The 20,958-nt window shown below is 41.1% G+C and carries 19 protein-coding genes; 13 read left to right on the top strand and 6 right to left on the bottom strand.

Annotation, left to right across the window (positions count from 1 at the left end; genetic code table 11):
• Positions 1-429 precede the first annotated feature (429 nt).
• The gene (gene pyrH / locus G4420_RS19370; protein ID WP_163325591.1) at positions 430-1,140 is read left to right on the top strand and encodes a UMP kinase; all 711 of its coding nucleotides are present in this window, start codon (positions 430-432) and stop codon (positions 1,138-1,140) included.
• 106 nt (positions 1,141-1,246) lie between these two features.
• Positions 1,247-1,810, top strand: coding sequence for a ribosome recycling factor (frr, locus tag G4420_RS19365; RefSeq protein ID WP_163325590.1), 564 nt, complete (start codon positions 1,247-1,249; stop codon positions 1,808-1,810).
• Between the two features lie 32 nt (positions 1,811-1,842).
• Here frr and G4420_RS19360 read toward each other — a convergent pair whose 3' ends face one another.
• On the bottom strand, positions 1,843-2,538 hold the full coding sequence (locus G4420_RS19360) for a DUF3267 domain-containing protein (protein WP_163325589.1): 696 nt from the start codon (positions 2,536-2,538) through the stop codon (positions 1,843-1,845).
• Positions 2,525-3,973, bottom strand: coding sequence for an oligosaccharide flippase family protein (locus tag G4420_RS19355; RefSeq protein ID WP_163325588.1), 1,449 nt, complete (start codon positions 3,971-3,973; stop codon positions 2,525-2,527). The genes G4420_RS19360 and G4420_RS19355 overlap by 14 nt, the downstream gene beginning before the upstream one ends.
• Positions 3,974-4,070: 97 nt before the next feature.
• Here G4420_RS19355 and G4420_RS19350 point away from each other — a divergent pair, with 97 nt between their 5' ends.
• The 5 genes from G4420_RS19350 (at position 4,071) to G4420_RS19330 (ending at position 8,891) form a co-directional block, all read left to right on the top strand.
• A complete protein-coding gene (locus tag G4420_RS19350) occupies positions 4,071-5,195 on the top strand; it encodes a glycosyltransferase family 4 protein (RefSeq protein WP_163325587.1) in 1,125 nt (374 codons plus the stop codon).
• Positions 5,196-5,255: 60 nt separating this feature from the next.
• Positions 5,256-5,867 carry a ribonuclease HII gene (locus G4420_RS19345; protein ID WP_163325586.1) on the top strand — a complete coding sequence of 204 codons (612 nt, stop codon included), beginning with the start codon at positions 5,256-5,258 and terminating at the stop codon, positions 5,865-5,867.
• A 774-nt stretch (positions 5,868-6,641) separates the two neighbouring features.
• Positions 6,642-7,181, top strand: coding sequence for an RNA polymerase sigma factor (locus G4420_RS19340; protein ID WP_163325585.1), 540 nt, complete (start codon positions 6,642-6,644; stop codon positions 7,179-7,181).
• Positions 7,162-7,842 carry a hypothetical protein gene (locus G4420_RS19335; RefSeq protein WP_163325584.1) on the top strand — a complete coding sequence of 227 codons (681 nt, stop codon included), beginning with the start codon at positions 7,162-7,164 and terminating at the stop codon, positions 7,840-7,842. The genes G4420_RS19340 and G4420_RS19335 overlap by 20 nt, the downstream gene beginning before the upstream one ends.
• Positions 7,843-7,865: 23 nt before the next feature.
• Positions 7,866-8,891 carry a hypothetical protein gene (locus G4420_RS19330; protein ID WP_163325583.1) on the top strand — a complete coding sequence of 342 codons (1,026 nt, stop codon included), beginning with the start codon at positions 7,866-7,868 and terminating at the stop codon, positions 8,889-8,891.
• A 17-nt stretch (positions 8,892-8,908) separates the two neighbouring features.
• Here the strand turns inward: G4420_RS19330 and G4420_RS19325 are convergent, their stop codons facing one another.
• The 4 genes from G4420_RS19325 to G4420_RS19310 form a co-directional block, all read right to left on the bottom strand.
• Entirely contained in the window at positions 8,909-10,801 is a 1,893-nt protein-coding gene (locus tag G4420_RS19325) for a glycoside hydrolase family 97 protein (RefSeq protein ID WP_163325582.1), read from the bottom strand.
• Positions 10,802-10,907: 106 nt separating this feature from the next.
• Entirely contained in the window at positions 10,908-11,876 is a 969-nt protein-coding gene (locus G4420_RS19320) for a phosphatidylserine decarboxylase (protein WP_204273758.1), read from the bottom strand.
• A 6-nt stretch (positions 11,877-11,882) separates the two neighbouring features.
• Positions 11,883-12,344 carry a ribonuclease HI gene (gene rnhA / locus G4420_RS19315; protein ID WP_163325581.1) on the bottom strand — a complete coding sequence of 154 codons (462 nt, stop codon included), beginning with the start codon at positions 12,342-12,344 and terminating at the stop codon, positions 11,883-11,885.
• 159 nt (positions 12,345-12,503) lie between these two features.
• A complete protein-coding gene (locus G4420_RS19310; protein WP_246241700.1) occupies positions 12,504-14,660 on the bottom strand; it encodes a S46 family peptidase in 2,157 nt (718 codons plus the stop codon).
• 244 nt (positions 14,661-14,904) lie between these two features.
• Between G4420_RS19310 and G4420_RS19305 the strand changes: the two genes are divergently transcribed.
• The 6 genes from G4420_RS19305 to G4420_RS19280 all read left to right on the top strand — a co-directional run bounded on the left by G4420_RS19305 (position 14,905) and on the right by G4420_RS19280 (position 20,819).
• On the top strand, positions 14,905-15,909 hold the full coding sequence (locus tag G4420_RS19305) for an SRPBCC family protein (RefSeq protein ID WP_163325580.1): 1,005 nt from the start codon (positions 14,905-14,907) through the stop codon (positions 15,907-15,909).
• Between the two features lie 107 nt (positions 15,910-16,016).
• Entirely contained in the window at positions 16,017-16,865 is an 849-nt protein-coding gene (locus G4420_RS19300; protein WP_246241698.1) for a M23 family metallopeptidase, read from the top strand.
• A 1-nt stretch (position 16,866) separates the two neighbouring features.
• The gene (locus G4420_RS19295; RefSeq protein ID WP_204273757.1) at positions 16,867-18,027 is read left to right on the top strand and encodes a 1-deoxy-D-xylulose-5-phosphate reductoisomerase; all 1,161 of its coding nucleotides are present in this window, start codon (positions 16,867-16,869) and stop codon (positions 18,025-18,027) included.
• 9 nt (positions 18,028-18,036) lie between these two features.
• Positions 18,037-19,377, top strand: coding sequence for an RIP metalloprotease RseP (gene rseP, locus G4420_RS19290; RefSeq protein ID WP_163325579.1), 1,341 nt, complete (start codon positions 18,037-18,039; stop codon positions 19,375-19,377).
• A 46-nt stretch (positions 19,378-19,423) separates the two neighbouring features.
• Positions 19,424-19,624 carry a twin-arginine translocase TatA/TatE family subunit gene (gene tatA / locus G4420_RS19285; RefSeq protein ID WP_045031189.1) on the top strand — a complete coding sequence of 67 codons (201 nt, stop codon included), beginning with the start codon at positions 19,424-19,426 and terminating at the stop codon, positions 19,622-19,624.
• Positions 19,625-19,775: 151 nt separating this feature from the next.
• Complete coding sequence (locus G4420_RS19280; RefSeq protein ID WP_163325578.1) at positions 19,776-20,819, top strand: DUF4837 family protein; 1,044 nt, start codon at positions 19,776-19,778, stop codon at positions 20,817-20,819.
• Positions 20,820-20,958: the final 139 nt, after the last annotated feature.

Below are 20,958 nucleotides of genomic sequence, written 5' to 3'. Positions count from 1 at the left end.
AACGCTATCATTTTTTATTCTCCTAACAATTTCAGTTAGGGTTTCGTGTATTTTCTCCTCATTCGCTTAAAAGCAGTAAATCGGTCGGATTTTGTCATTGATGAAAATTGATTTTTGTCATGTTTTCGGCATATAAAAAGCGCAATTTTCGTGGCTGTTCAGAGAAGCAGTTTTTTATGAGTATTTAATTACCACTGCGAAGGGTAATTGATTAGACAGCACAGAGTTTTTTGAAGCCATTTGCAAAACGCAAGTGGCTTTTTTATTCATGAAACTCAGATTTCATAAACGTAGCGCATTGAAATGTGGTTGTTGAACGAACCCCAATCGCAAAGCACATCAGGATGTTTGATTCAATTAACTATAAAACCATTCCCTGTTTTAAATAAGGTTGTACTATATTTGTGCATCTAAAAAACGCAAATAATCATGGCAAAATACAAACGCATTCTACTAAAACTCAGCGGCGAATCGTTGATGGGTGATCAACAATACGGAATAGACCAGCAACGACTTGGCGATTATGCCGAAGAGATTGCAGCAATTGTAAAATCGGGTGTACAGGTTGGAATTGTAATTGGCGGCGGTAATATTTTTCGCGGACTAAGCGGAGCAGCCAAAGGTTTTGATCGAGTAAAAGGCGACCAGATGGGGATGCTGGCAACTGTAATAAACAGTCTGGCTTTAAACTCGGCATTGGTTGGTCAGGGGATTAAATCGAAAGTGCTAACCGCAATTCGGATGGAACCTGTTGGAGAATATTACTCGAAAGACAAAGCAGTTGAGGCTTTGGAAAATGGCGAAGTAGTAATTATATCAGGAGGGACCGGTAATCCGTATTTTACCACCGATACAGCAAGTGCCCTGCGTGGAATCGAGATTGAAGCCGAAGTTATGCTAAAAGGAACACGCGTTGACGGTATTTATACTGCAGATCCGGAAAAAGATAAAACTGCTACCAAGTTCGATAAGATCAGTTTCGACGAAATATATAACCGTAATCTCCGAATAATGGATCTTACCGCTACCACGTTGTGTAAAGAAAATAATCTTCCGATCTATGTGTTTAATATGGATCAAAAGGGTAATCTACAGAGAGTTATGGGTGGCGAAGATCTAGGAACTTTGGTTTATAGCTAGGCTTGATTTATTTGAAACAGGAATAAATTGGGTAAAAAATTTTTGTGAATTTATATTTTTTCTATATTTGCTGACAGTCCGCAGTTGGAAAGACAGTGTTATACCGATGCAAGAAGAAGTAGAATTTATTTTAGACCATTGTAAAGAGAAAATGGCAGCTGCCGTTGAACACCTTGAAAAGGAATTAGTTCACATCCGTGCAGGTAAAGCAAATCCAGCTATGTTAGATGGAGTTCATGTGGAATATTATGGAAGTCAAACGCCGCTAAATCAGGTTTCTAACGTAAGTACACCTGATGCAAGAACAATTGCTGTTCAACCCTGGGAAAAGAATTTGATCCCACAAATTGAAAAAGCAATTCAAAATGCAAATCTGGGATTGAATCCGGATAACAACGGCGAGATTATCAGAATAAATATTCCGGTACTGACTGAAGAAAGACGAAGAGGTTTGGTAAAACAAGCCCATCAGGAAGGCGAAAACGCAAAAGTAAGCGTTCGCGGAGCACGAAAAGATTCGAACGATAGTCTTAAGAAACTTCTAAAAGAAGGATTGTCGGAGGATATCGAGAAAGACGCGGAAGCGGAAGTGCAACGACTGACTGATGAATTTGGTAAGAAGATCGAAGCCTTGGTGGAAGCCAAGGAAGAAGATATAATGACTATTTAATTGTTTCTAGTTTTCTGTTTTCTGAACATTGTTTAATTGTTTTCATGGCTTTGAGGCAGCTTGTAGAAGCTGCCTTTTTTTTGCCCAAAATTATACTTCTTTCTGAAGTAATAACTTTTTCGCTCCTCTTTACTATCAAAGGTAAATACTTCTGATTCTTCTGAATAGAATAAGGAAAGTAAGCCAATATCGCCGGCACAGAACAAACTGTGTATACACATGATTAGTGTAAACACATAAACCAGCGGATGACTAAAAAAGATAATAATCCCAACAACGGTGATTAGTTTTACCACAACCAGCGGAGCAAGCGCGATGAAGGTAAACTGCCCGCGATTAAAAACATGGCGGTCGGCTTCGGCATAAAATATAAACTTTTTAAAATAGGCTCCGTATCGCACATTCTTGGCACCGGTAAGTTTTATCGCAACACCATGCAGCAGTTCGTGAATGATAATAAGCGCCGTTACACAAAAAATAACAGTTCCGATACTGTACCAAAGTGGTTCGTGAATGCCTTTGAAACTAAAAACCACAGCGCGGGTAATAATGAATAAACCCAGCAGTATCATAACAGCCTGATACACCATAAATCCTTTAACCAGCCAACCTCCTTTTTCCAGTTGCGAAAGTACAAACGACTTAATCTCATCATGCTCCGGTTCTGCCAGAAGTTCGTAATCGTCTCCGTTTTTTAATTCTTCAATCGATGGATTATTCCTTTTCATAACGAATGCTCTGATACAGATCTTTTAAGTTAAAAAGCCTGAACAATACCGCCAGAATTACCGAGCCTGCCAACATGGCAAGATATCCATAAACCCATTGGCTGATTTGTTTCGAAATCAGTCCGACAACTATAACGGCCCCGGTAAAAAGAGCTAATTGGAAGATATAAGAAATTTGAGGTTTTATTTTAAAAATAAAAAGGGCAAGAGCTACCTGGGTAAATCCGGTAAACAACTGGGTAGCCGCACTTGCATAGGCTGATCCGTATGCCATAAAACGGGGAATTAGCACCAGGTTAAGCACAATGTTCAACACCATTCCGCAAAAAGCCATAATGTTTAGTTGTTTCATGCTGCCATTGGCGGTTAATAAAGTGCCAAAAATATAAGTGCAGGCAATGCCAATAAATCCGGTCATCAGAATTCCCATAATGCCTGAAGAATACTCAGTACTTGAAGTGTATAGTGCGGCCATTATCTCGTTATCGTAAAATATACTCGAAACAGCAATAATTATTGCAGGCACGATTAAAAGCGTAAATGAAAGTTTCACCATCTGCCCGACGTGTTCTTTTTGTTTGATCATTTTTGCAAAAATCGGCAACAGTAATCCCGCAAACAGTAACCCAAACATCGATACAGCATCAAGCAACCGAAACGAATGCGCATAAATACCGGCCTGCTCTTTTCCAATCGGATTCGGGAGCAAACGTTCCAGCAAAACAGAATCAATACGGTTGTAAAACGACATCAGTAAAATAAGGAGTGCATAAGGATATGATTTCCGGAGAAATACCCGAAAGAAGGAAAGGTCGAATCGCATTTTTATGCGCCCCGATTTAGAAAGCACGACAACAAAAGTCGTTATAGCGGTCAGCACGTAAGCAATAGTCTGAACATAAACGTACCATTCGATTGAAAAACGGATATTTGTCCACGATGTAAAAAGTAAAATGCTACAAAGAATGAGCATAATACTCCGGTCTAAAACCGATATTAAACTGTCAGTCCGGAACAGGTGTAAAGCGCTGAGATTGGACCTTAAATAAAGTGTGAAAGAGATCAGAAACTGGTTGAAGATTAAAAAGAAAAGCAGGTGAAACTGAATGTTGTTGTACCCGATAATGGCCGCAATTCCTAAACTAAATAGGGCATAAACAATGGCGAGAATAATCTTCAAACCAATGATATTGGAAAGGTGTTTCGGTAATAAAAAGTTATGCTGTGCAATGTTGCGGTTGTTATAGTTGGTAATCCCAACGTCGAGCAAAATATTAAGCAACATCGAGAAGTTGAACAACGCGAAATAGAGACCAAAAGTCTCGTCGCCAACAGTGTTTTGCACCGTCCTGTCGATACCAAAAATCCACATTGGTTTTATCAGCAGATTCAGGAAAAGTAATAATATCAGGTTGGTTACAAATTTGCGTTTCAAAACACCGTGTTTCTTGAATTGTATCTAGAATTTGAATACTTAAAAGTAACAAATATTTGAACAGACTTTGTACATTTACGAAAAATCGACAGCACTTATGGTTATTGCCGTAAATACTCGTTTATTAATAAAAGGGAAGCTTGAGGGAATAGGCTGGTTTACTTACGAAACGCTAAAACGGATGACGATCAATCATCCCGAGCATGAGTTTATTTTTATATTCGACAGGGCATTCAGCGAGGATTTTATTTTTGCCGAAAATGTTACTCCGGTAATTGTTGGGCCGCCAACACGTCATCCTGTTTTGTGGTATCTTTGGTTTGAATTCCGGATACCGGCAATCCTGAAAAAATACAAAGCAGATCTTTTTCTGTCGCCCGATGGTTATCTTTCGCAACGCACCAAGGTGCCTCAGTTGGGCGTTATTCACGACATTAACTTTGTGCATCGTCCCGATGATCTTCCCTGGCTAAAAGGTAAATATTACAAGCATTATTTTCCGAGATTTGCCCGCCTGGCTAAACGGATTGCCACAGTATCGTTTTATTCGAAAGAAGATATTACCCGTTCCTTTAAAGTCGATTACGACAAAATTGATGTGGTTTACGACGGTATTAACCAGATTTTTGAGCCCCTTTCTGAAGAAGAGAAAATGGAGGTGCGTTCCATGTTTACAAATGGTGCAGAATATTTTCTGTTTGTTGGAGCCTTACATCCGAGAAAGAATGTTTGTGGCTTGCTAAAGGCTTTCGATGCGTTTAAAAGTGTGGTTAACACTACAACAAAATTGGTAATTGTTGGGGGCGAAATGCATAAAACAGGCGATATTTTTGAAACCTTCGAAAATATGCGCCATAAAGATGATGTAGTGTTTACGGGGCGGGTAACAACGGCCGATTTGCATGATATTTTTGGGGCTGCAATGGCACTTACTTTTGTACCATTTTTCGAAGGTTTTGGTATCCCGGTGGTGGAGGCCATGAGTGCCGGTGTTCCGGTGATTTGTTCCAATACAACATCAATCCCTGAAGTTGGCGGCAATGCAGTACTTTATGCCGATCCGTTAAAAATTGATCAGATTACCGATGCCATGATTAAGTTGCACGAAGACCCTGATTTGCGCGCCGAGCTGGTGGAGAAAGGATTTCAGCAGAAAAAGAAGTTTAGCTGGGACGAAACAGCACGTTTGCTGTGGATGAGCGTTGAAAAGAGTTTACAGTAATAGTTTTCAGTCGCAGTGAGCAGTTTAACAATTTGACAGTTTAGCAATTTGCCCGTTTTCATGGAGAAACAAAAACTACTTCCTTTTTACAACAAGAATACAATTGAAGCCGGTTGCGACGAAGCCGGACGAGGCTGCCTGGCCGGACCGGTATTTGCTGCGGCGGTAATTCTGCCGGCCGACTTTGAAAATGAACTGTTAAACGATTCAAAAAAACTAAGCGAAAAACAACGTTACCACTTACGTCCGCTGGTTGAAGAACAGGCGCTGGCCTGGGCAGTGGTTGCGGTCGACAACAAGGAAATTGATGAGGTAAATATTCTGAATGCCTCTTTTCTGGCCATGAACAGGGCGGTAGAAAAGTTGGCAACTGTTCCTGAACATTTGCTGATAGATGGTAACCGATTCCGAACAAAAAGCAAAATCCCTTACACCTGCATGATAAAGGGCGACGGACGGTTTTATTCCATTGCCGCAGCATCAATTCTGGCTAAAACGTACCGCGACGATTATTTGGCAGAAATCCACAAGGAGTTTCCATATTACGATTGGGATAAGAACAAAGGTTACCCGACAAAAAAACACCGCGCGGCAATAAAAGAACACGGAGCCAGCAAATACCACCGAATGACATTTCGTTTGCTTGATGAACAACTGTCACTTAAATTCTAAATAACCGGCGATTTTTCTGTTTCATTATTTTTCCCTCCAGTTGTTATCGTTTTCTTCAAAATTCGATGCTATTATAAATGTGCATATTTCCAGAACAACGTTTTTTAGTTTATAATTCGAAGTGCTGCCTTTCAGAACCAAAGATTGTTGTAAAAAAGGTGAGGACAGCTGTTCTTAGCTTCACAATTTAAATTATTATGTATACCCGAATGCTTCTAAAATACAGTTGATACCTTCGAAAGCTCAACGTCCGGCTTTCGAAGCCAAACGTTGAGCTTTTGAAGCTGAATCTTGAGCTTCAGAAGCCGGATCGATACCTTAAAAAGCCGGCGCTTGAGCTTCAGAAGCCGGATTGATACCTTAAAAAGGCGGCACTTGAGCTTCGGAAGCCCAAACTCGGGCTTCCGAATGCGGCGTTTAAGCTTCTGAAGGTAAACGGATACCTTCGGAAGGTAGAACGATACCTTTGGAAGGTAAAACGATACCTTCGGAAGGTCCCCCTTAAAATCTCGATATAAATTGAGGTGGGTTGTGTAATTGTCACTGCTGTAGTTATTTAAAGTAATAGTGTTTGTGTGTGAAATTCGGGAATGTCATTTAAATGAAAAATATAAGTTGTATAGGGTGGTGCCATATTTTTTGCCAAAATTAGTATGCCTCAGTGATAGTATGCCTCACATTCATGCTATTACTCCATTCTTTACGAAAATATTTTAGCACCCAGGCAACGTTTTTGGTTTACCTTGCATTTTAAAGTTGAAAGCAAACAAATAAGTGCAACTCGAAAAAGTAATTCATAAAGTAAAAAGGGGCGACCGGCGGGCTCAGAAGCTGCTGTTCGATAAATATGTCGACCGCCTGTTTGCCGTTGCGCGGCGTTATGCCGTTAATGATGAATTGGCAGAAGACGCACTTTTTCAGGCTTTTATGAAGATTTATACCAAGTTGCCTGAGTTTGAATACATCAACGAGCCGGCATTGCTGGGGTGGTTAACACGCATTGTAATTAACCAAACGCTGATGGACAGGCGAAAAGAACTGAGTACACTTTACAAAGTGGAAACGCTGGATGAAGAACGTCATGAAAGCAGTTGGATTGAAGAGATGGACGACGGAGCGCTGATTGACCTGGTAAATGAATTGCCGGATGGATACCGAACCGTGTTTTTAATGAATGTTGTCGATGGTTATGCACACAAAGAAATTGCCGAATTGCTGGGAATTTCGGAAAGCACATCACGGTCGCAATTTTTTAAAGCACGCCAATTTTTACAAAAGAAACTTGCACAGGATTATGGACAAGCTGGAACATAGAATAAAAAAGGCATTTGAATCAAGCGATAAAAAAACATCGTTTGCCGGAAAGGAGCAAATGTGGAGCCGCCTTGATTCGGAATTGAGCGGACGAAAAGGAGTGGCCGCATTCTGGCGAATTGCAGCGGTTTTTCTGGGTTTATTGCTTACGCTGGGCGTTATGGCGTCACTAAACAGCCGGGCCAAACAACGTGCTGAAATGGAAAATGTAAAGCATGAAATCACACGATTGCAATTATTGGTCGACTCGTTACAAACCTTGCCTACACAAGTAAGAACCGAAGTGCAGGTGGTTGAAAAGGAAAAAGTAGTTTACCGCAACAGGGTAGTTGAAAGCAATGTTCAAGAAGAATCTATTGAATGGCAGCAGAATTATCAGCAGGCCATGGATTCAATGCAAACAATTCAAAACCTAAATGCTGCTTTGAAAGCCGAGATAGAGACGTTAAATGAAGAACTAGTTGCTTTAAAAAACCAGGCAGAATCGGAAAGCCCGGAGCCTTCTCCGACCGCAAATCCTTTTGAGTTAAAAAGCGAACGCGTAGAACTGGGGCCTCAACAAAAACCATCACTTAAATCGCCGGAGATGGAAATGAAAGTATTTCAGAAAAACTTTATCGAGAACAGAAATAACCTGAACAGTACAATTTTCAAAAAGTAAACAACAATTACAATTAAAGAACCATGAAAACAATTATCTCAATTTTTCTTTTTCTAAGCCTCGCACTTTCAGCATCAGCCATGGATGGCTATTTTAAAGCCGATACGGTAAGATATAAGTTCGATAAAATGCTGATTGAGGTGGCCAGCACCAATGCCCTAAATAAAACACCACACAAAATGAGTATGCAGGGCAGGGTAGAACAGATTCAAAAAGTACTTGCTGAAATGACTGTTGTGCCGCCGGCCGATGATGAAATGATCACCATTGAATTTCGAGATCAGGGTGAAGATATGTGGGTGTGGAATTATAAAGAGATTGAGTTGTCGCGCAGCAAAAGGAACACCAAAAGTCTGGTAGTTTTCGACGATGGAAGCACTTTTGAAAAAGACTTTGGCCGTTACTGTATTTACTTTTCGTACCGTGCCATGGAAATGAAAATCTTTGTTGACGATCTGGATGATCTTGACTTTTTCCTCTCCGATGAATTTGAAAAGAAGGCGCAGCAAAGCGAGGATTTCCTGAAAAAGGAGTACGGCGATAAATACAAGAAAGGGATTATTGCCTGGCTGGATTTACGTGGCGACGAAGTGAAAGCTAATTTCCAAAACAACAGTAAAAACCTTGATATGCTTATCCTTTCAGGAGGAATTGGTTCGGGCTGGATCAAAAACACCTTTGTTTCTGATATTAATTTCAGGCTGGGAGTATCGTTCAGCAAAAAGGGAGTATTTAGAAATTTGTACGCTGTTGATTACAACATGATGTATGATTTTTCGGAATCGAACGACAACAAGTTTTTTGAACTTAACCACTTTGTTTCACTGGCCTGGGAACACAATTTCTCGGATGTTACAGGGCAGGACAAATGGTACGGTTTTTCGGTGGGTTACCTGGTGAAACGGAACAACGACTTTTTTAAGGACAACACTTTTAGAGTGTCGGTAAACAAAAAGATCAACAATACATTTATGATTAAACCTGAACTTTATTTTAACGACTTCTTTAAAAATGTATATCCGGGAATCCGTTTGTCGGTGGCATTTTAAAAAATAGAGGAATGTACTTAGTTCGTTTGTTTGAAATGAATAGCTAAGCCTGAATTCGCGCCAATATCAAAACTCAAAATGGAATCATAACGCATTTCCTGATGATCGATTCTAACTTTTGTCGCAACTTCAGCATCCGGATCATGAGAGTAAATTAAGGTTTCATAATTTTTGCCTGGCTCAAGAAATGATAAGTCCAGTTGGGCGGTGTGCGTAACATTCCCTGTGAGTGAACCCAAATACCAATCGTTACCGGATTTGCGTGCCAGCGTGGCATATGCTCCGATTTCTCCCTCCAGTACTCTTGTTTCGTCCCAAACAGTGGGCATATTTTTAAAGAATTCCAGTTCCGGGGTAATCTCAATATAATCCTTGGCTCCGGGAACGCCGCCAATCACTTCGGAAGAATTGGGTGGCCGGTCATACCAGAACAGAAATTGCCATGGGCTGTACATCATAACTGCCTTTGCCAGCTGCGAAACATGGCCGCCCATTTTTTCAGTAACACGTGGAGCAAAGTAACAGATGGTATTGTCGGCAGCACCGGCAAGCATCCGGGTAAAAAGTGTGGTTAAAGTATGCTGATTGTCCGGGCTTTCTTCGTCGCCACGGATACCTTCCTGGGTCATAAGATTGGGGTAAGTACGTGAAAACCCGGTGGGACGATATTCATCGTGAATGTCCACCATAAGTTGGTTATCCGCTGCTTTTTTTACGGCCTCGTGTAACCATGTGGTCCATTCCTGAGAACCCACTTGAACAAAACCATATTTTACGCCTTTCACGCCCCACGATTTATACAGCGGCAGTATTTCGTCAAGTTGTTTTTCCAGCGCCCGGCGGTTTACATAAAGAATAATTCCTATTCCTTTGGTATTGGCATAATTGATGACCTTTTGAAGCTCCAATGGGCCGGGAGAGCGTTTTGGATCAACGGTAATGGTGCTGGCATCCGAGCTGTCGTCGTATTCAAAACCGTACCAGCCGGCATCAAATTCAACGTATTGCAGGCCATTCTCTGCAGCAAAATCCACGCAGGCCATTCCGCCTCGGGTGGTGAGCGTAACTTCGCGAATTACTTTCCCCGGTTTAATCCACGAAACATCTTCAATAGTACACGGATCATTCAGGTTTTGCAGAAAGTAGTTGTGCTCCAGCAATTCTCCGGGAGAATCACCGGTCATAATAGTTCGCCAGGGAGAGGTGTAGGGCAATTTCACTGATGGGTTATCATGTAAGGTGGCGACCAGTGAATTGGCTCGCTCGCCAGCCTGTAGTTTCATGCGCGAAAAATCGACAAGTTTTGCCTCGCCAATTGCCACAAGTTTTTCATCGGCTTCCACCACCAGCGGACGTTCGGCCGGACTGGTGATCTCGCTGATGGGAACCTTCCGGTATTCCGATTGTGCCCGGTCGGAAACCCAGCCATTATAATCTTTACTAAAACAGAATTCGGTGAGTTCTTGCTGAATTGTTACCGATTCTGTATTTCCAGTTGGAAGTAATGTATATTGAAACGCAATACCTTCGTTATATGCGCGAACCGTTAACTCCATTTCCCGTTCCGGTTCAACCGTTTCTTTCAGGTGAATGATGGCCTGATGGTATGTATCCGGAATTTCTGCTCGTTCACCGTAAACCGGTTTCCAGCTTTGGTTGACATGCAATTCGGAGGAGGAAACAATTTCCATGTTCCGGCCTAATGTAGGTGCATTTTCAAATGCAAAGCCCAGCTTTGATTTTTGGATTAACGGAGTTCCCTCCGATTCAACTGAATAGACAACAAAAGCTGTGTCGTTGGCAGTAACGCTTATTTTTAGCTTTCTGTCGGGACTTTGAAGAACGACAGAGTTAGAGTGATTACACCCAAAAAGTACAAGTGCAAGAAAAATGAGACTTAGGTTTTTCATGGTTTAGTTTCGTTAATTACCCAAATATCACAATTGTTGGCGAGAAAGTAAGGGAGTATTAAATAAAAAAGTTTAAGAGGTGATAGTATGAATGCGTGTTATGCTATCACTCATTTATAGCAGAAGCAATTTTTTCGCCAACCTTAACGGTGGTTTCCATGCCTTTTTTTGTGTTTTCAATCAGGTCGGAATCAAATGTGATCGTTCCTTTTTCGAACAGCAAAACCAGTGTTGAGCCGCCAAAAGCAAAGTAGCCTTTTTCATCTCCTTTATTTACCTTGCTGTTTGCCTCGTAGGTTTGAATAATACTTCCCACCATTGTGGCACCTACATCCACGATTAGAATATCTCCAAATTCTTCGGTTGAAAGTGTGCAGTGTTCGCGTTTGTTTTCACAGAAAATTTTCAGACTTCCGCGCAAGGCCAGTGGCGAAACCGAATAATAGTGGCCATTAATTTTATGCGATTCAGACGCTTTTCCCGATGCCGGGAAATGATAACGGTGATAATCGGCCGGAGCCAAACGAACAATTGCCATTGCTCCTGCTTCGTATTTCTGTGCCAGACTTTCATCGCCAAGGAAAGTCTGCAGGTTAAATTCAGATCCTTTAATAAAAAACGACGGAATATCCTTCATCGATTGAAAGGCCAGAATTTTTCCATCAGCCGGAGAAACAACACCTTCCTGCAAAGGCCGCGCACCCGGTTTTAGCTTGCGATAGAAAAAGTCATTAAAGCTTTTAAAATGCTGAATATCGCTGATTTCGCATTCGTTTAAATTAATGCGGTGCTCGTTAACAAATTTCGGGATACGTTTAGCCGAAAGCCTGGAATTCATATACCAGCCGCCCATTGCCGAAACAATTTTGCGTTTAAACAACAAATTCAGGGCAGCTTTCCCGCTTCCCGGTGCGTACAACCATTTCAGCATTCCTTCGCCGGGAACATTTTCGGTTTTAACTTCCCCGCTTGCTCTTTCTATATATTTTATGGTTTCCATTTTGTTATCCGGCTCCACTTCTTTTTGGCAAGAAATAAAAGTAAAAAGAAGCAGGACCAAACTTAAACGTTTCATTTCAAATTATTCCGGTTTATAACCTTCGTCAACTAAAAGATTTGGCTTCATCGATGCTTCAACTGCCAGTTCATCACAACGCTCGTTAAGCGGGTTATTGGCGTGGCCTTTCACCCAAACAAACTTAACAATGTGCTTTTTATAAATCTCGAGAAAACGCATCCAAAGGTCGGGATTTTTTTTGCCTTTAAAACGTTTCTTTACCCAATTAAACACCCATCCTTTTTCAACCGCATCGGCAACATATTTCGAGTCGGTGTAAACGGTAACATCGCAGCCTTCGATCTTCAGCGATTCCAATGCTACAATTACCGCCAGCAACTCCATCCGGTTATTGGTGGTATGTTTAAACCCTTCCGAAAGTTCTTTGCGGTGAGGACCGGAAAGCATCACAATTCCGTAGCCTCCGTTTCCCGGATTTCCGCGTGCTGCACCATCGGTATATATCGTAATTTTTGGACGAGCCATTTGTTGATTTGTATTTTGAATACAAAGTAGTGAGTATTCTTTTTAATAAACAAACTTTGTTTTTGTTTGTCTCATTGCTCAATACTCATAATCTCATATCTGATAAACAAAAAACCCCGCCAAAATTGACGAGGTTTTAATTGAATATCTTGAATTCGCTTAGCGAATAATTGTCATTTCATCGATCAGGTTTTGTGCTCCGGCATAAATATCAACTACCCAAAGTACAAAACGGATGTCAACGTTAATACAACGTTGCAGGTTTTCTTCAAAATCAAGGTCGCCACTCATAGCTTCCCAGTTTCCGTCGAAAGCAATACCGATCAGCTCGCCTTTTCCGTTAATAACAGGGCTGCCTGAGTTTCCGCCAGTAATGTCGTTATCGGTGATAAAACAAGTACGAAGTTTACCATCTTCGTCAGCATACTGACCAAAATTTTCATCCAACAACAGTTCTTTCATTCGTTTTGGAACGTCGAACTCGTAATCGCCCGGAATTTCTTTTTCCAGGTAACCATCAGTTGTTGTGTAGTATTTGTACGTTACGCCATCGCGCGGATCGTATGGCATTACGGTTCCGTAAGTTAAACGCATGGTTGAGTTGGCATCCGGGTAGAATTTCTTGTCAGGCTGCATTTCCATCAAACCGGCTACAAATAATCTTCTTCCTTTTAGCAGCTTTTCGTCACCTTCTCTTAAACTCATCGATGTGGCACGGTACATATCAAAAATATCAACAGTTGCCTGGAAAACCATGTCTTTCTGCAGTGTTTTTAACGAAGGATTTTTGAGGAATGCAGTTAGCTCTTCCTGGTTGTCGAAAATCGACTTATTAAACATTTTTTCGGTGTACTTAGCGTAATCACCTTTGTATTTGTTCTGAATTTCAGAGTAGAAAGACGGGTAATAACTTGACGAAACATTTTCAGCATAGATCTTCATCAGTGCGGCAACAATTTTTTCGTCGGTAGCAGCGTCGTAATCTTTGTAGAAAGCATCCAGTGATTCTTCCAGTCTGCCGGCAAAGGCTTCAATTTTGTCTTTGTTATCTTCCGGTTTCTCCAACAGGTCGGCCAATTGGCTGGCGCGGTAGGCAAACATAAAAATCTCTGGTCCGCGCAACAAAGCTTCGGCGGCAAATTCCATTGCTTTTTCAGCCTCTACATTTTCGTACGATCCTTCAATTAAAGGAAGTGCTTCTCCGTATTTTGCTTTTCTGTCGGCATTGGCATTTACCCAATTGGTAAATTCTTTTTCCAATTCCTGTTTTTGTGCAATAATGCCCAGTTTTGTCAATGCTTCGTTTTGGCCAATTGCATTTTTGTAGTAGTTGGCGCTGCGTGCGTGTTTCGATGCATACTGGATTTTTGCTTTTTGGCTGGTAGCCATATAGTTGGCAATTATGTCCAGTTTTTTCTCGCGAACCAATATACGGGCAGTGTTTGTTACTTTCATGGTGTAGTCAATTCCCCACGATGTTTTGTAACGGTTGGTGCTTCCAGGGTAGCCAAATACCATAGCAAAGTCGCCTTCGTCAACACCTTTAAGCGAAATTGGCAGGTGGTGTTTTGGCTGGTAAGGCACATTGTCTTCCGAGTATTCTGCAGGAGTTCCGTCAGGAGCGCAATAAACGCGGAACATCGAAAAATCGTTGGTATGGCGTGGCCACATCCAGTTGTCGGTGTCGCCACCAAATTTACCCAATGCTTGCGGAGGTGCTCCTACCAAACGAACATCTTTAAAAGTTTCGGTAACAAACAGGAAGTATTGGTTGGCTTTAAAAAAGTCTCTGATATAAACTTCGTAGTGCGAGTCGCCTTTTGCTTCTCTTTCCAGCTGACGAACTACCTGGTCGATTTTGTTGTTTCTTTCGCTTTCGCTCATTTCGTCGGTAATGTCGGCCAAAACCTTAGCCGTTACATCTTCAACCGAAATAAGGAAAGTAACTGTTTTGCCCGGGTTCGGAAGTTCGTCTTCTTTCGAACGGGCCCAAAAACCATCTTGGAGGTAATCGTGCTCAACACTCGAATGTTGTTGAATTTCGCCAAAACCACAGTGGTGGTTGGTTAAAAGCAAACCGTCTTTTGAAATTACTTCGGCGGTACACGATCCGCGGTCGAGTGCAACGATCGCATCTTTCAGGCTCGATTGATTGATGCTGTAAATATCTTCAGCACTCAATTCGCAGCCCATATCTTGCATGGTTTTAATGTTCAGTTTGTGAATAAGTGAAGGAAGCCACATTCCTTCTTTTGCAACTGCTGAACCAATCATGAAGATCGATATCAACAGTATCAGATTTAATTTTCTCATCATTTTAATAATTGTTCTATTCAAAAAATTTGTGCAAATATAGTTTTTCAAAATACTTGACAACGTGATTTATATCTCTTTTGTCCTTCGGTTTTATTTAAAGGAAGAGAATATAGATTATTGTAATTAGGTCAATCTACAGTAGCATTTTTAACTTTCCTGTAAATTTTGGTCCGGTTTCAACATTTGTATTTGAAATGCTGCTTGAATTACACGAATTGCACTATATTGAAATTAAAAACTTCTTATGAGCCGATTTGCCAGAATTATTATGTGGGTTTTGTTGTGGGGAGCGTTGTTTGTTGCCCTTGCTTATTTTTTACCCAAAACAGTAGTAGTTGAGCGGAGTACCGATATTCAGGCCCCTGTAAAAACCGTATATGCACAACTAGTTGATTTGCATCAGTGGGATCATTGGTCGCCCTGGAAACGAATGGGCGAGAATATGAGTGTGGAGTATATTAACCACGGTGTTGGTATGGGCGGCGGCTATATCTGGACAAATGAAACCAAAGAAAACAGTGGCGCAACCATTGAAATTATTGAGGCAGACCCATTAAGCAAAGTTACCGTTTCGCTTGATTTTATGCAGCGAGGCGAGGCCTTAAGTAGTTTTTTATTAGCAGATAAAAACGAAGGAGCCACAGTAACCTGGACACTGACATATGATGTTGGTAATAACCCATTTGCACGTTGGATCGGGCTGCTGATGAAAAAGAGTATGGCAACCGATTTCGACAACGGTCTGGTTAAATTAAAAGCACTTTGCCAGGTAATTGAAAAAGAGAAAGAACAAGTAATATTACTTGAAGATATAGCAGAAATGAAATATGCCGGTATTCGCGAAACAGTGCCTTTTATTGAGGTGAGTCGTGAAATGAGTGAAATGTACAGCGAGATTAGCAGGTTTTTGGCACAAGAGGAAATTGAAATGGCTGGAATGCCTTTTGCCCTGTACCACCTGATGGATGAAGAAAATATTGACCTTGAATGTGGTATCCCGATTGACGCCGATGTTGATGGAAACAGTATTGTAAAAGTGTCTACCTTTCCAACCACTACTTGTGCCTGCCTCGATTTTTATGGCGATTACAGCAATTTGCAGGAAGGACACATTTTGTTGCAAAAATGGATGGAAGCACACGGTTTTAACCTAGCCAGTGCACCAATGGAAATATACCTAACTGATCCGCAGCAGGAACCCGATCCGGCAAAATGGATCACCCGAATTTGCTATCCTGTTGAACAATAGGCACAACCTAATTTCTTTTAGTTCTAAATCAATTGGTTAAAAATACCTAAACGGCAGGGCTATGTCTCAATTCTTACTAAATTTGTAGCCTTAAAAATTTTGGGGGAGTGGAAGAGAAGAAGTTTTTTGATAAACTAAAAAATCAATACCGGTTAATTATTTACAACGATACCACGTTTCAGTCGGTGTGGAGCATGAAGCTTTCGCGGCTGAAAGTGTTTACTGTAACCAGTTTAACATCGGCAGTTTTGGTAATACTCGTAATTTTGCTGATTGCAACTACCGGGTTGCGTGAATATATTCCAGGTTACCCAAAAGCAGAGTACCGGCAAATGTTGGTACGTAATGCTTTGGTGGTCGATTCGCTGGAACAGGAGTTGGCAAAACGCGATCAGTTTTTTAAAGGTATACAGGCCATTATGTCGGGCGAAGTACCAGAGGATGACCAAATGACCGCAGCCGATATTGAGACGGATGAGGTAGAATTTAAACAGTACAATCACGATTCTGTTTTTCAGGATAAATTGCTGGCCGAACAGTTGAGTCTTTCCATTCGAAACAATAATACCGATATTACACAACTCAGCCAGGTACACTTTTTTGTGCCGGTAAAAGGTGTTGTATCGCAACATTTTAAAAATACACCCGATCATTTTGGTGTTGATTTGGTGAGTGAGCCCAATGCCCGTATTTCGTCGGTGTTAGACGGAACGGTGATTTTTGCCGGGTGGACGCTAGAAACGGGTTATGTAGCCTACATTCAGCACGAAGCCAATTTGGTTTCGGTGTATAAACACAATGCCGAATTATTGAAGAAAACCGGACAGACAGTCAAAGCCGGGGAGGCCGTTGCCATTATCGGAAATACAGGAGAATTATCAAGTGGGCCGCACCTGCATTTTGAGTTGTGGCACGATGGAACCGCACTTGATCCGGAACAGTACATTGACTTTTAAGATGAAGAAGAAAATAGCAATTCTTGGATCAACAGGATCCATAGGAACCCAGGCGCTCGAGGTGATTGAGCGAAATCCTGAATTGTTTGAAGTTGAGGTTTTAACAGCAAATAACAGTGTGGAACTGCTCATTCAGCAGGCAAAAAAATTTCAGCCCAATGTGGTGGTTATCGCCAACAAGGACAACTACCGGCTGGTTTCTGATGCTCTTGAGGATGAAGATATAAAAGTATACGCCGGAGAAGAGGCATTAAACCAGGTGGTGGAAATGGATACCATCGATTTGGTCTTAACAGCCATGGTGGGTTATTCAGGATTGATTCCGACTTATAATGCCGTTAAGGCCGGGAAACCAATTGCGCTGGCAAATAAAGAAACGCTGGTGGTTGCCGGCGAAATCATAACAAAAGCAGCCCTCGAAAAACAGGTTGATCTGCTGCCGGTTGATTCGGAGCATTCAGCCATTTTCCAGTGTTTGGTTGGCGAGTTTATGAATCCGATTGAAAAAATTTACCTTACTTGTTCCGGAGGTCCGTTTCGTGGAAAAACACTTGACGAACTTCAGCATGTTACCGTTGATGATGCCCTGGCGCACCCCAACTGGGATATGGGCGCAAAAATTACCATCGATTCGGCAACGCTTATGAACAAAGGTTTCGAGGTAATTGAGGCGCACTGGCTTTTTGGATTGCCTGCTTCAAAAATAGATGTTATCGTTCATCCCGAGTCTATCGTTCATTCCATCGTTCAGTTTGAAGATGGTTCGATGAAAGCACAAATGGGATTGCCTGACATGAAGTTACCCATACAATATGCCATGGGATTTCCGAACCGGATTAAAAATAACTTCCCGCGGTTCAACTTTTTAGATTACCCGTCTTTGCATTTTGAGCAGCCAAATACAGAAATTTTTCGTAACCTTGCACTCGCCTTTGCGGCAATGGAAAAGGGCGGAAATATGCCCTGTATTTTAAATGCTGCAAACGAAATAGTTGTTGAGGCATTTTTGAAACGGAAAATCAGCTTTTTGCAAATGCCCGAAATAATAGAACAAGCCATGAACAAGGTTGATTTTGTTAATCAGCCAACACTCAATGATTTAATTGAGACCAACAACGAAACAAGAACAGTGGCACAGTTGTTAACAGAAAACAAAATTTAGAAGAATTTAATGGAGTCGATATTAATTAAAACAGCACAATTACTCTTAAGTCTGTCGATATTAGTGGTTTTGCACGAAGCCGGCCACTTTATGTTTGCCCGTTTATTTAAAACGCGGGTAGAAAAATTTTACCTCTTTTTTAATCCGTGGTTTTCGCTTTTTAAAATAAAAAAGGGCGAAACCGAATACGGAATCGGTTGGTTGCCACTTGGCGGTTATGTAAAAATTTCGGGAATGATCGATGAATCGATGGACAAAGAAGCGATGAAACTACCACCGCAACCCTATGAATTTAGGGCAAAACCGGCCTGGCAGCGTTTGCTTATTATGGTGGGTGGAGTACTGATGAATTTTATTTTTGCCATGGTAATCTATATCGGTGTGCTTTATGCCTGGGGCGAAGAATACCTGCCAACCGAGAATGTAAAATACGGAGTTGTTGTTAACGAAACGGGGGAGAAGATCGGATTTGAAACAGGCGATAAAATTCTTACCGTTGATAATCAATACATTGAGCAATTCCGCAAAATTGTACCAACCATTGTTTTAGATGGTGCAAAAACCGTTCAGGTAGAACGCGACGGACAAAAAGTAGATGTGGAGATCACAGGAGAGGATCTGGCGCTATTGCTAAAAAGCAAAGGTATCTGGGAAGAACGTATTCCTTACGATATTCAGATCGGACGCTTGGCAAAAGATTTTCCGGCACAACAGGCCGGTCTTCAGGTTGGAGATATTTTGGGAAATGTTGATGGTAATTCGTTTGATTATTACGATCAGTTTACCAACTATTTAGAATCAAAGAAAGATCAGCAAATTGCGATGGAAATTACCCGCGATGGTCAGGAAATGACTAAAACGCTGACGGTAAACGAAGATGGGAAAATAGGATTTAATGCTGCATTTAATAATCCTGAAGATATGTTCGAGTTTAAAACCATAAAATATGGTTTCCTTGAATCTATTCCTGCAGGTATAAATCGTGGTGTTCAAACCACCGGTAATTATCTGAAACAGTTTAAGTTATTCTTTAAGAAAGAAACAAAAGCATACGAATCGCTGGGTGGGTTTGCAACCATTGGAAATATATTTTCACCTACCTGGGATTGGGCACATTTCTGGGATATGACAGCGTTTATTTCTATTATTCTTGCCATTATGAATCTCTTGCCAATTCCTGCATTGGATGGCGGACACGTAATGTTTTTATTTGGCGAAATGATTACCGGACGAAAGCCCGGAGAAAAATTCCTTGAGTATGCACAAATTGCCGGAATGGTATTACTTTTGGCTTTGGTACTTTATGCAAATGCCAACGATATAATTAAAATGATTAACGGTACATTTTAATGAAAAAAAACTATTTTTGTTGTTGAACCAATTAACTTATTAGTATATGAATTTATTTGTAGTTGCAGGATTTATCGGACCTCAGGAAATAATAATCATCTTAATTATTGTTTTACTTCTGTTTGGTGGTCGTAAAATTCCGGAATTGATGAAAGGGCTGGGAAAAGGAATGAAGGAATTTAAACAAGCCACAAAAGAGGACGACGCTGAGGATACAAAACCGGAAAGCGAAAAAATCGACAAGTAATTAATATCGAAATAGATATTAAAATCCCGTCTGTGTTACAGTTACGGGATTTTTTGTATTTCATCCAATGGTCTTTTATTACACCATGTTGTAGAATAACAGTCTGGTAAGGTTTTTGTTATTTATGTTAGAAATCCAAAAAACTGATTATATGAAACGTATTAGCCACCTTGTTTATCTGGTACTCGTTGCTGCAATTTTTGCCGGCTGCGATTCAGATTCAACTGTTATGTACAAGAATATTACCGGAAAAGCCGGTGAAATGGTTGTAGTAATATCAAAAGATTCGTGGAATGGTAAGCCCGGAGAAGTTCTTCGCGAAACACTGGCGCAGCCGCACGCGGGCTTGCCACAGGAAGAACCGCTTTTCGATTTGATTGATGTGCCGCACGAAGCTTTTAAAGATATTTTCAGATCGACCCGAAACATTGTACAAACTTCTATCTCACCGAATGTTGACGAGAGCGGTATAAAATTCACCGACGATGTATGGGCTTATCCACAGGCCACCATACAAATTAGCGCTAAAAATGCCGAAGAATTTGAAAAGATCTTCAACGAAAACAAGGACAGAATACTCTCCTATTTTGTGCAGGCCGAGAAAGAGCGTATAACAATGAATTATAAAAACACCTACGAAAAGGCCGTTTTTAATACGCTGAATACCGAGTTTAATGCAACCATGAAAGTGCCACCGGGTTTCCGGATCATGGAAAAGAAAAAGGATTTTTTGTGGGTACAGTTCGATTCGCCTGAAATTACACAGGGAATTGTAATTTATTCGTATCCGTATGTTTCGGACAGCGCTTTTACAGTTGGTTATCAGTTGCCAATCCGCGACAGTTTGCTTAAAAAATATGTTCCCGGCCCAACCGACGGAAGTTATATGTCGACAGAAAAACGCATCGACCAGATTAATAATGTAATTAAGCACAATGGAAATTATGCATCCGAAATGCGTGGTTTGTGGCGTGTTGAGAATGATTTTATGGGTGGACCATACGTTGCTCTATCGGAATTGGATGCTTCGAACCAGCGTGTAATTAACGCTTTTGGCTTTGTGTATGCGCCAAGTAAAGATAAACGCAACTTGTTGCGCCAGGTGGAAGCAATGATTTATTCATTAAAGTTAAACAACCAGGCTGATAACGATAAACTAAATCAGCAGGATATTGAAATTCAGGTGGAAGGATAAGTGGAAATTCAGAATAAAAATTATAATTATTCAGGGAATTAATAGCTATCATCCCCTTCTTTTCCCCTTCAAAGGGGAATTCTTACTTAACCACTGACGTGGAATATTGTCAATCCTCCTTCTAAAGGAGGTGGCTGAC

Origin of the sequence: Draconibacterium mangrovi (assembly GCF_010586825.1) — a bacterium.
GTDB lineage: Bacteria > Bacteroidota > Bacteroidia > Bacteroidales > Prolixibacteraceae > Draconibacterium > Draconibacterium mangrovi.
Note: the sequence above shows the minus strand (reverse complement) of the source record. Positions and strands in the feature narration are given on the sequence as shown.

Coding starts and splice junctions, on each gene's coding strand:
- pyrH (WP_163325591.1), top strand. CDS start 430: ATGGCAAAATACAAACGCATTCTACTAAAACTCAGCGGCGAATCGTTG.
- frr (WP_163325590.1), top strand. CDS start 1,247: ATGCAAGAAGAAGTAGAATTTATTTTAGACCATTGTAAAGAGAAAATG.
- G4420_RS19360 (WP_163325589.1), bottom strand. CDS start 2,538: ATGAAAAGGAATAATCCATCGATTGAAGAATTAAAAAACGGAGACGAT.
- G4420_RS19350 (WP_163325587.1), top strand. CDS start 4,071: ATGGTTATTGCCGTAAATACTCGTTTATTAATAAAAGGGAAGCTTGAG.
- G4420_RS19345 (WP_163325586.1), top strand. CDS start 5,256: ATGGAGAAACAAAAACTACTTCCTTTTTACAACAAGAATACAATTGAA.
- G4420_RS19335 (WP_163325584.1), top strand. CDS start 7,162: ATGGACAAGCTGGAACATAGAATAAAAAAGGCATTTGAATCAAGCGAT.
- G4420_RS19330 (WP_163325583.1), top strand. CDS start 7,866: ATGAAAACAATTATCTCAATTTTTCTTTTTCTAAGCCTCGCACTTTCA.
- G4420_RS19325 (WP_163325582.1), bottom strand. CDS start 10,801: ATGAAAAACCTAAGTCTCATTTTTCTTGCACTTGTACTTTTTGGGTGT.
- G4420_RS19320 (WP_204273758.1), bottom strand. CDS start 11,876: ATGAAACGTTTAAGTTTGGTCCTGCTTCTTTTTACTTTTATTTCTTGC.
- rnhA (WP_163325581.1), bottom strand. CDS start 12,344: ATGGCTCGTCCAAAAATTACGATATATACCGATGGTGCAGCACGCGGA.
- G4420_RS19310 (WP_246241700.1), bottom strand. CDS start 14,660: ATGATGAGAAAATTAAATCTGATACTGTTGATATCGATCTTCATGATT.
- G4420_RS19305 (WP_163325580.1), top strand. CDS start 14,905: ATGAGCCGATTTGCCAGAATTATTATGTGGGTTTTGTTGTGGGGAGCG.
- G4420_RS19295 (WP_204273757.1), top strand. CDS start 16,867: ATGAAGAAGAAAATAGCAATTCTTGGATCAACAGGATCCATAGGAACC.
- rseP (WP_163325579.1), top strand. CDS start 18,037: ATGGAGTCGATATTAATTAAAACAGCACAATTACTCTTAAGTCTGTCG.
- tatA (WP_045031189.1), top strand. CDS start 19,424: ATGAATTTATTTGTAGTTGCAGGATTTATCGGACCTCAGGAAATAATA.
- G4420_RS19280 (WP_163325578.1), top strand. CDS start 19,776: ATGAAACGTATTAGCCACCTTGTTTATCTGGTACTCGTTGCTGCAATT.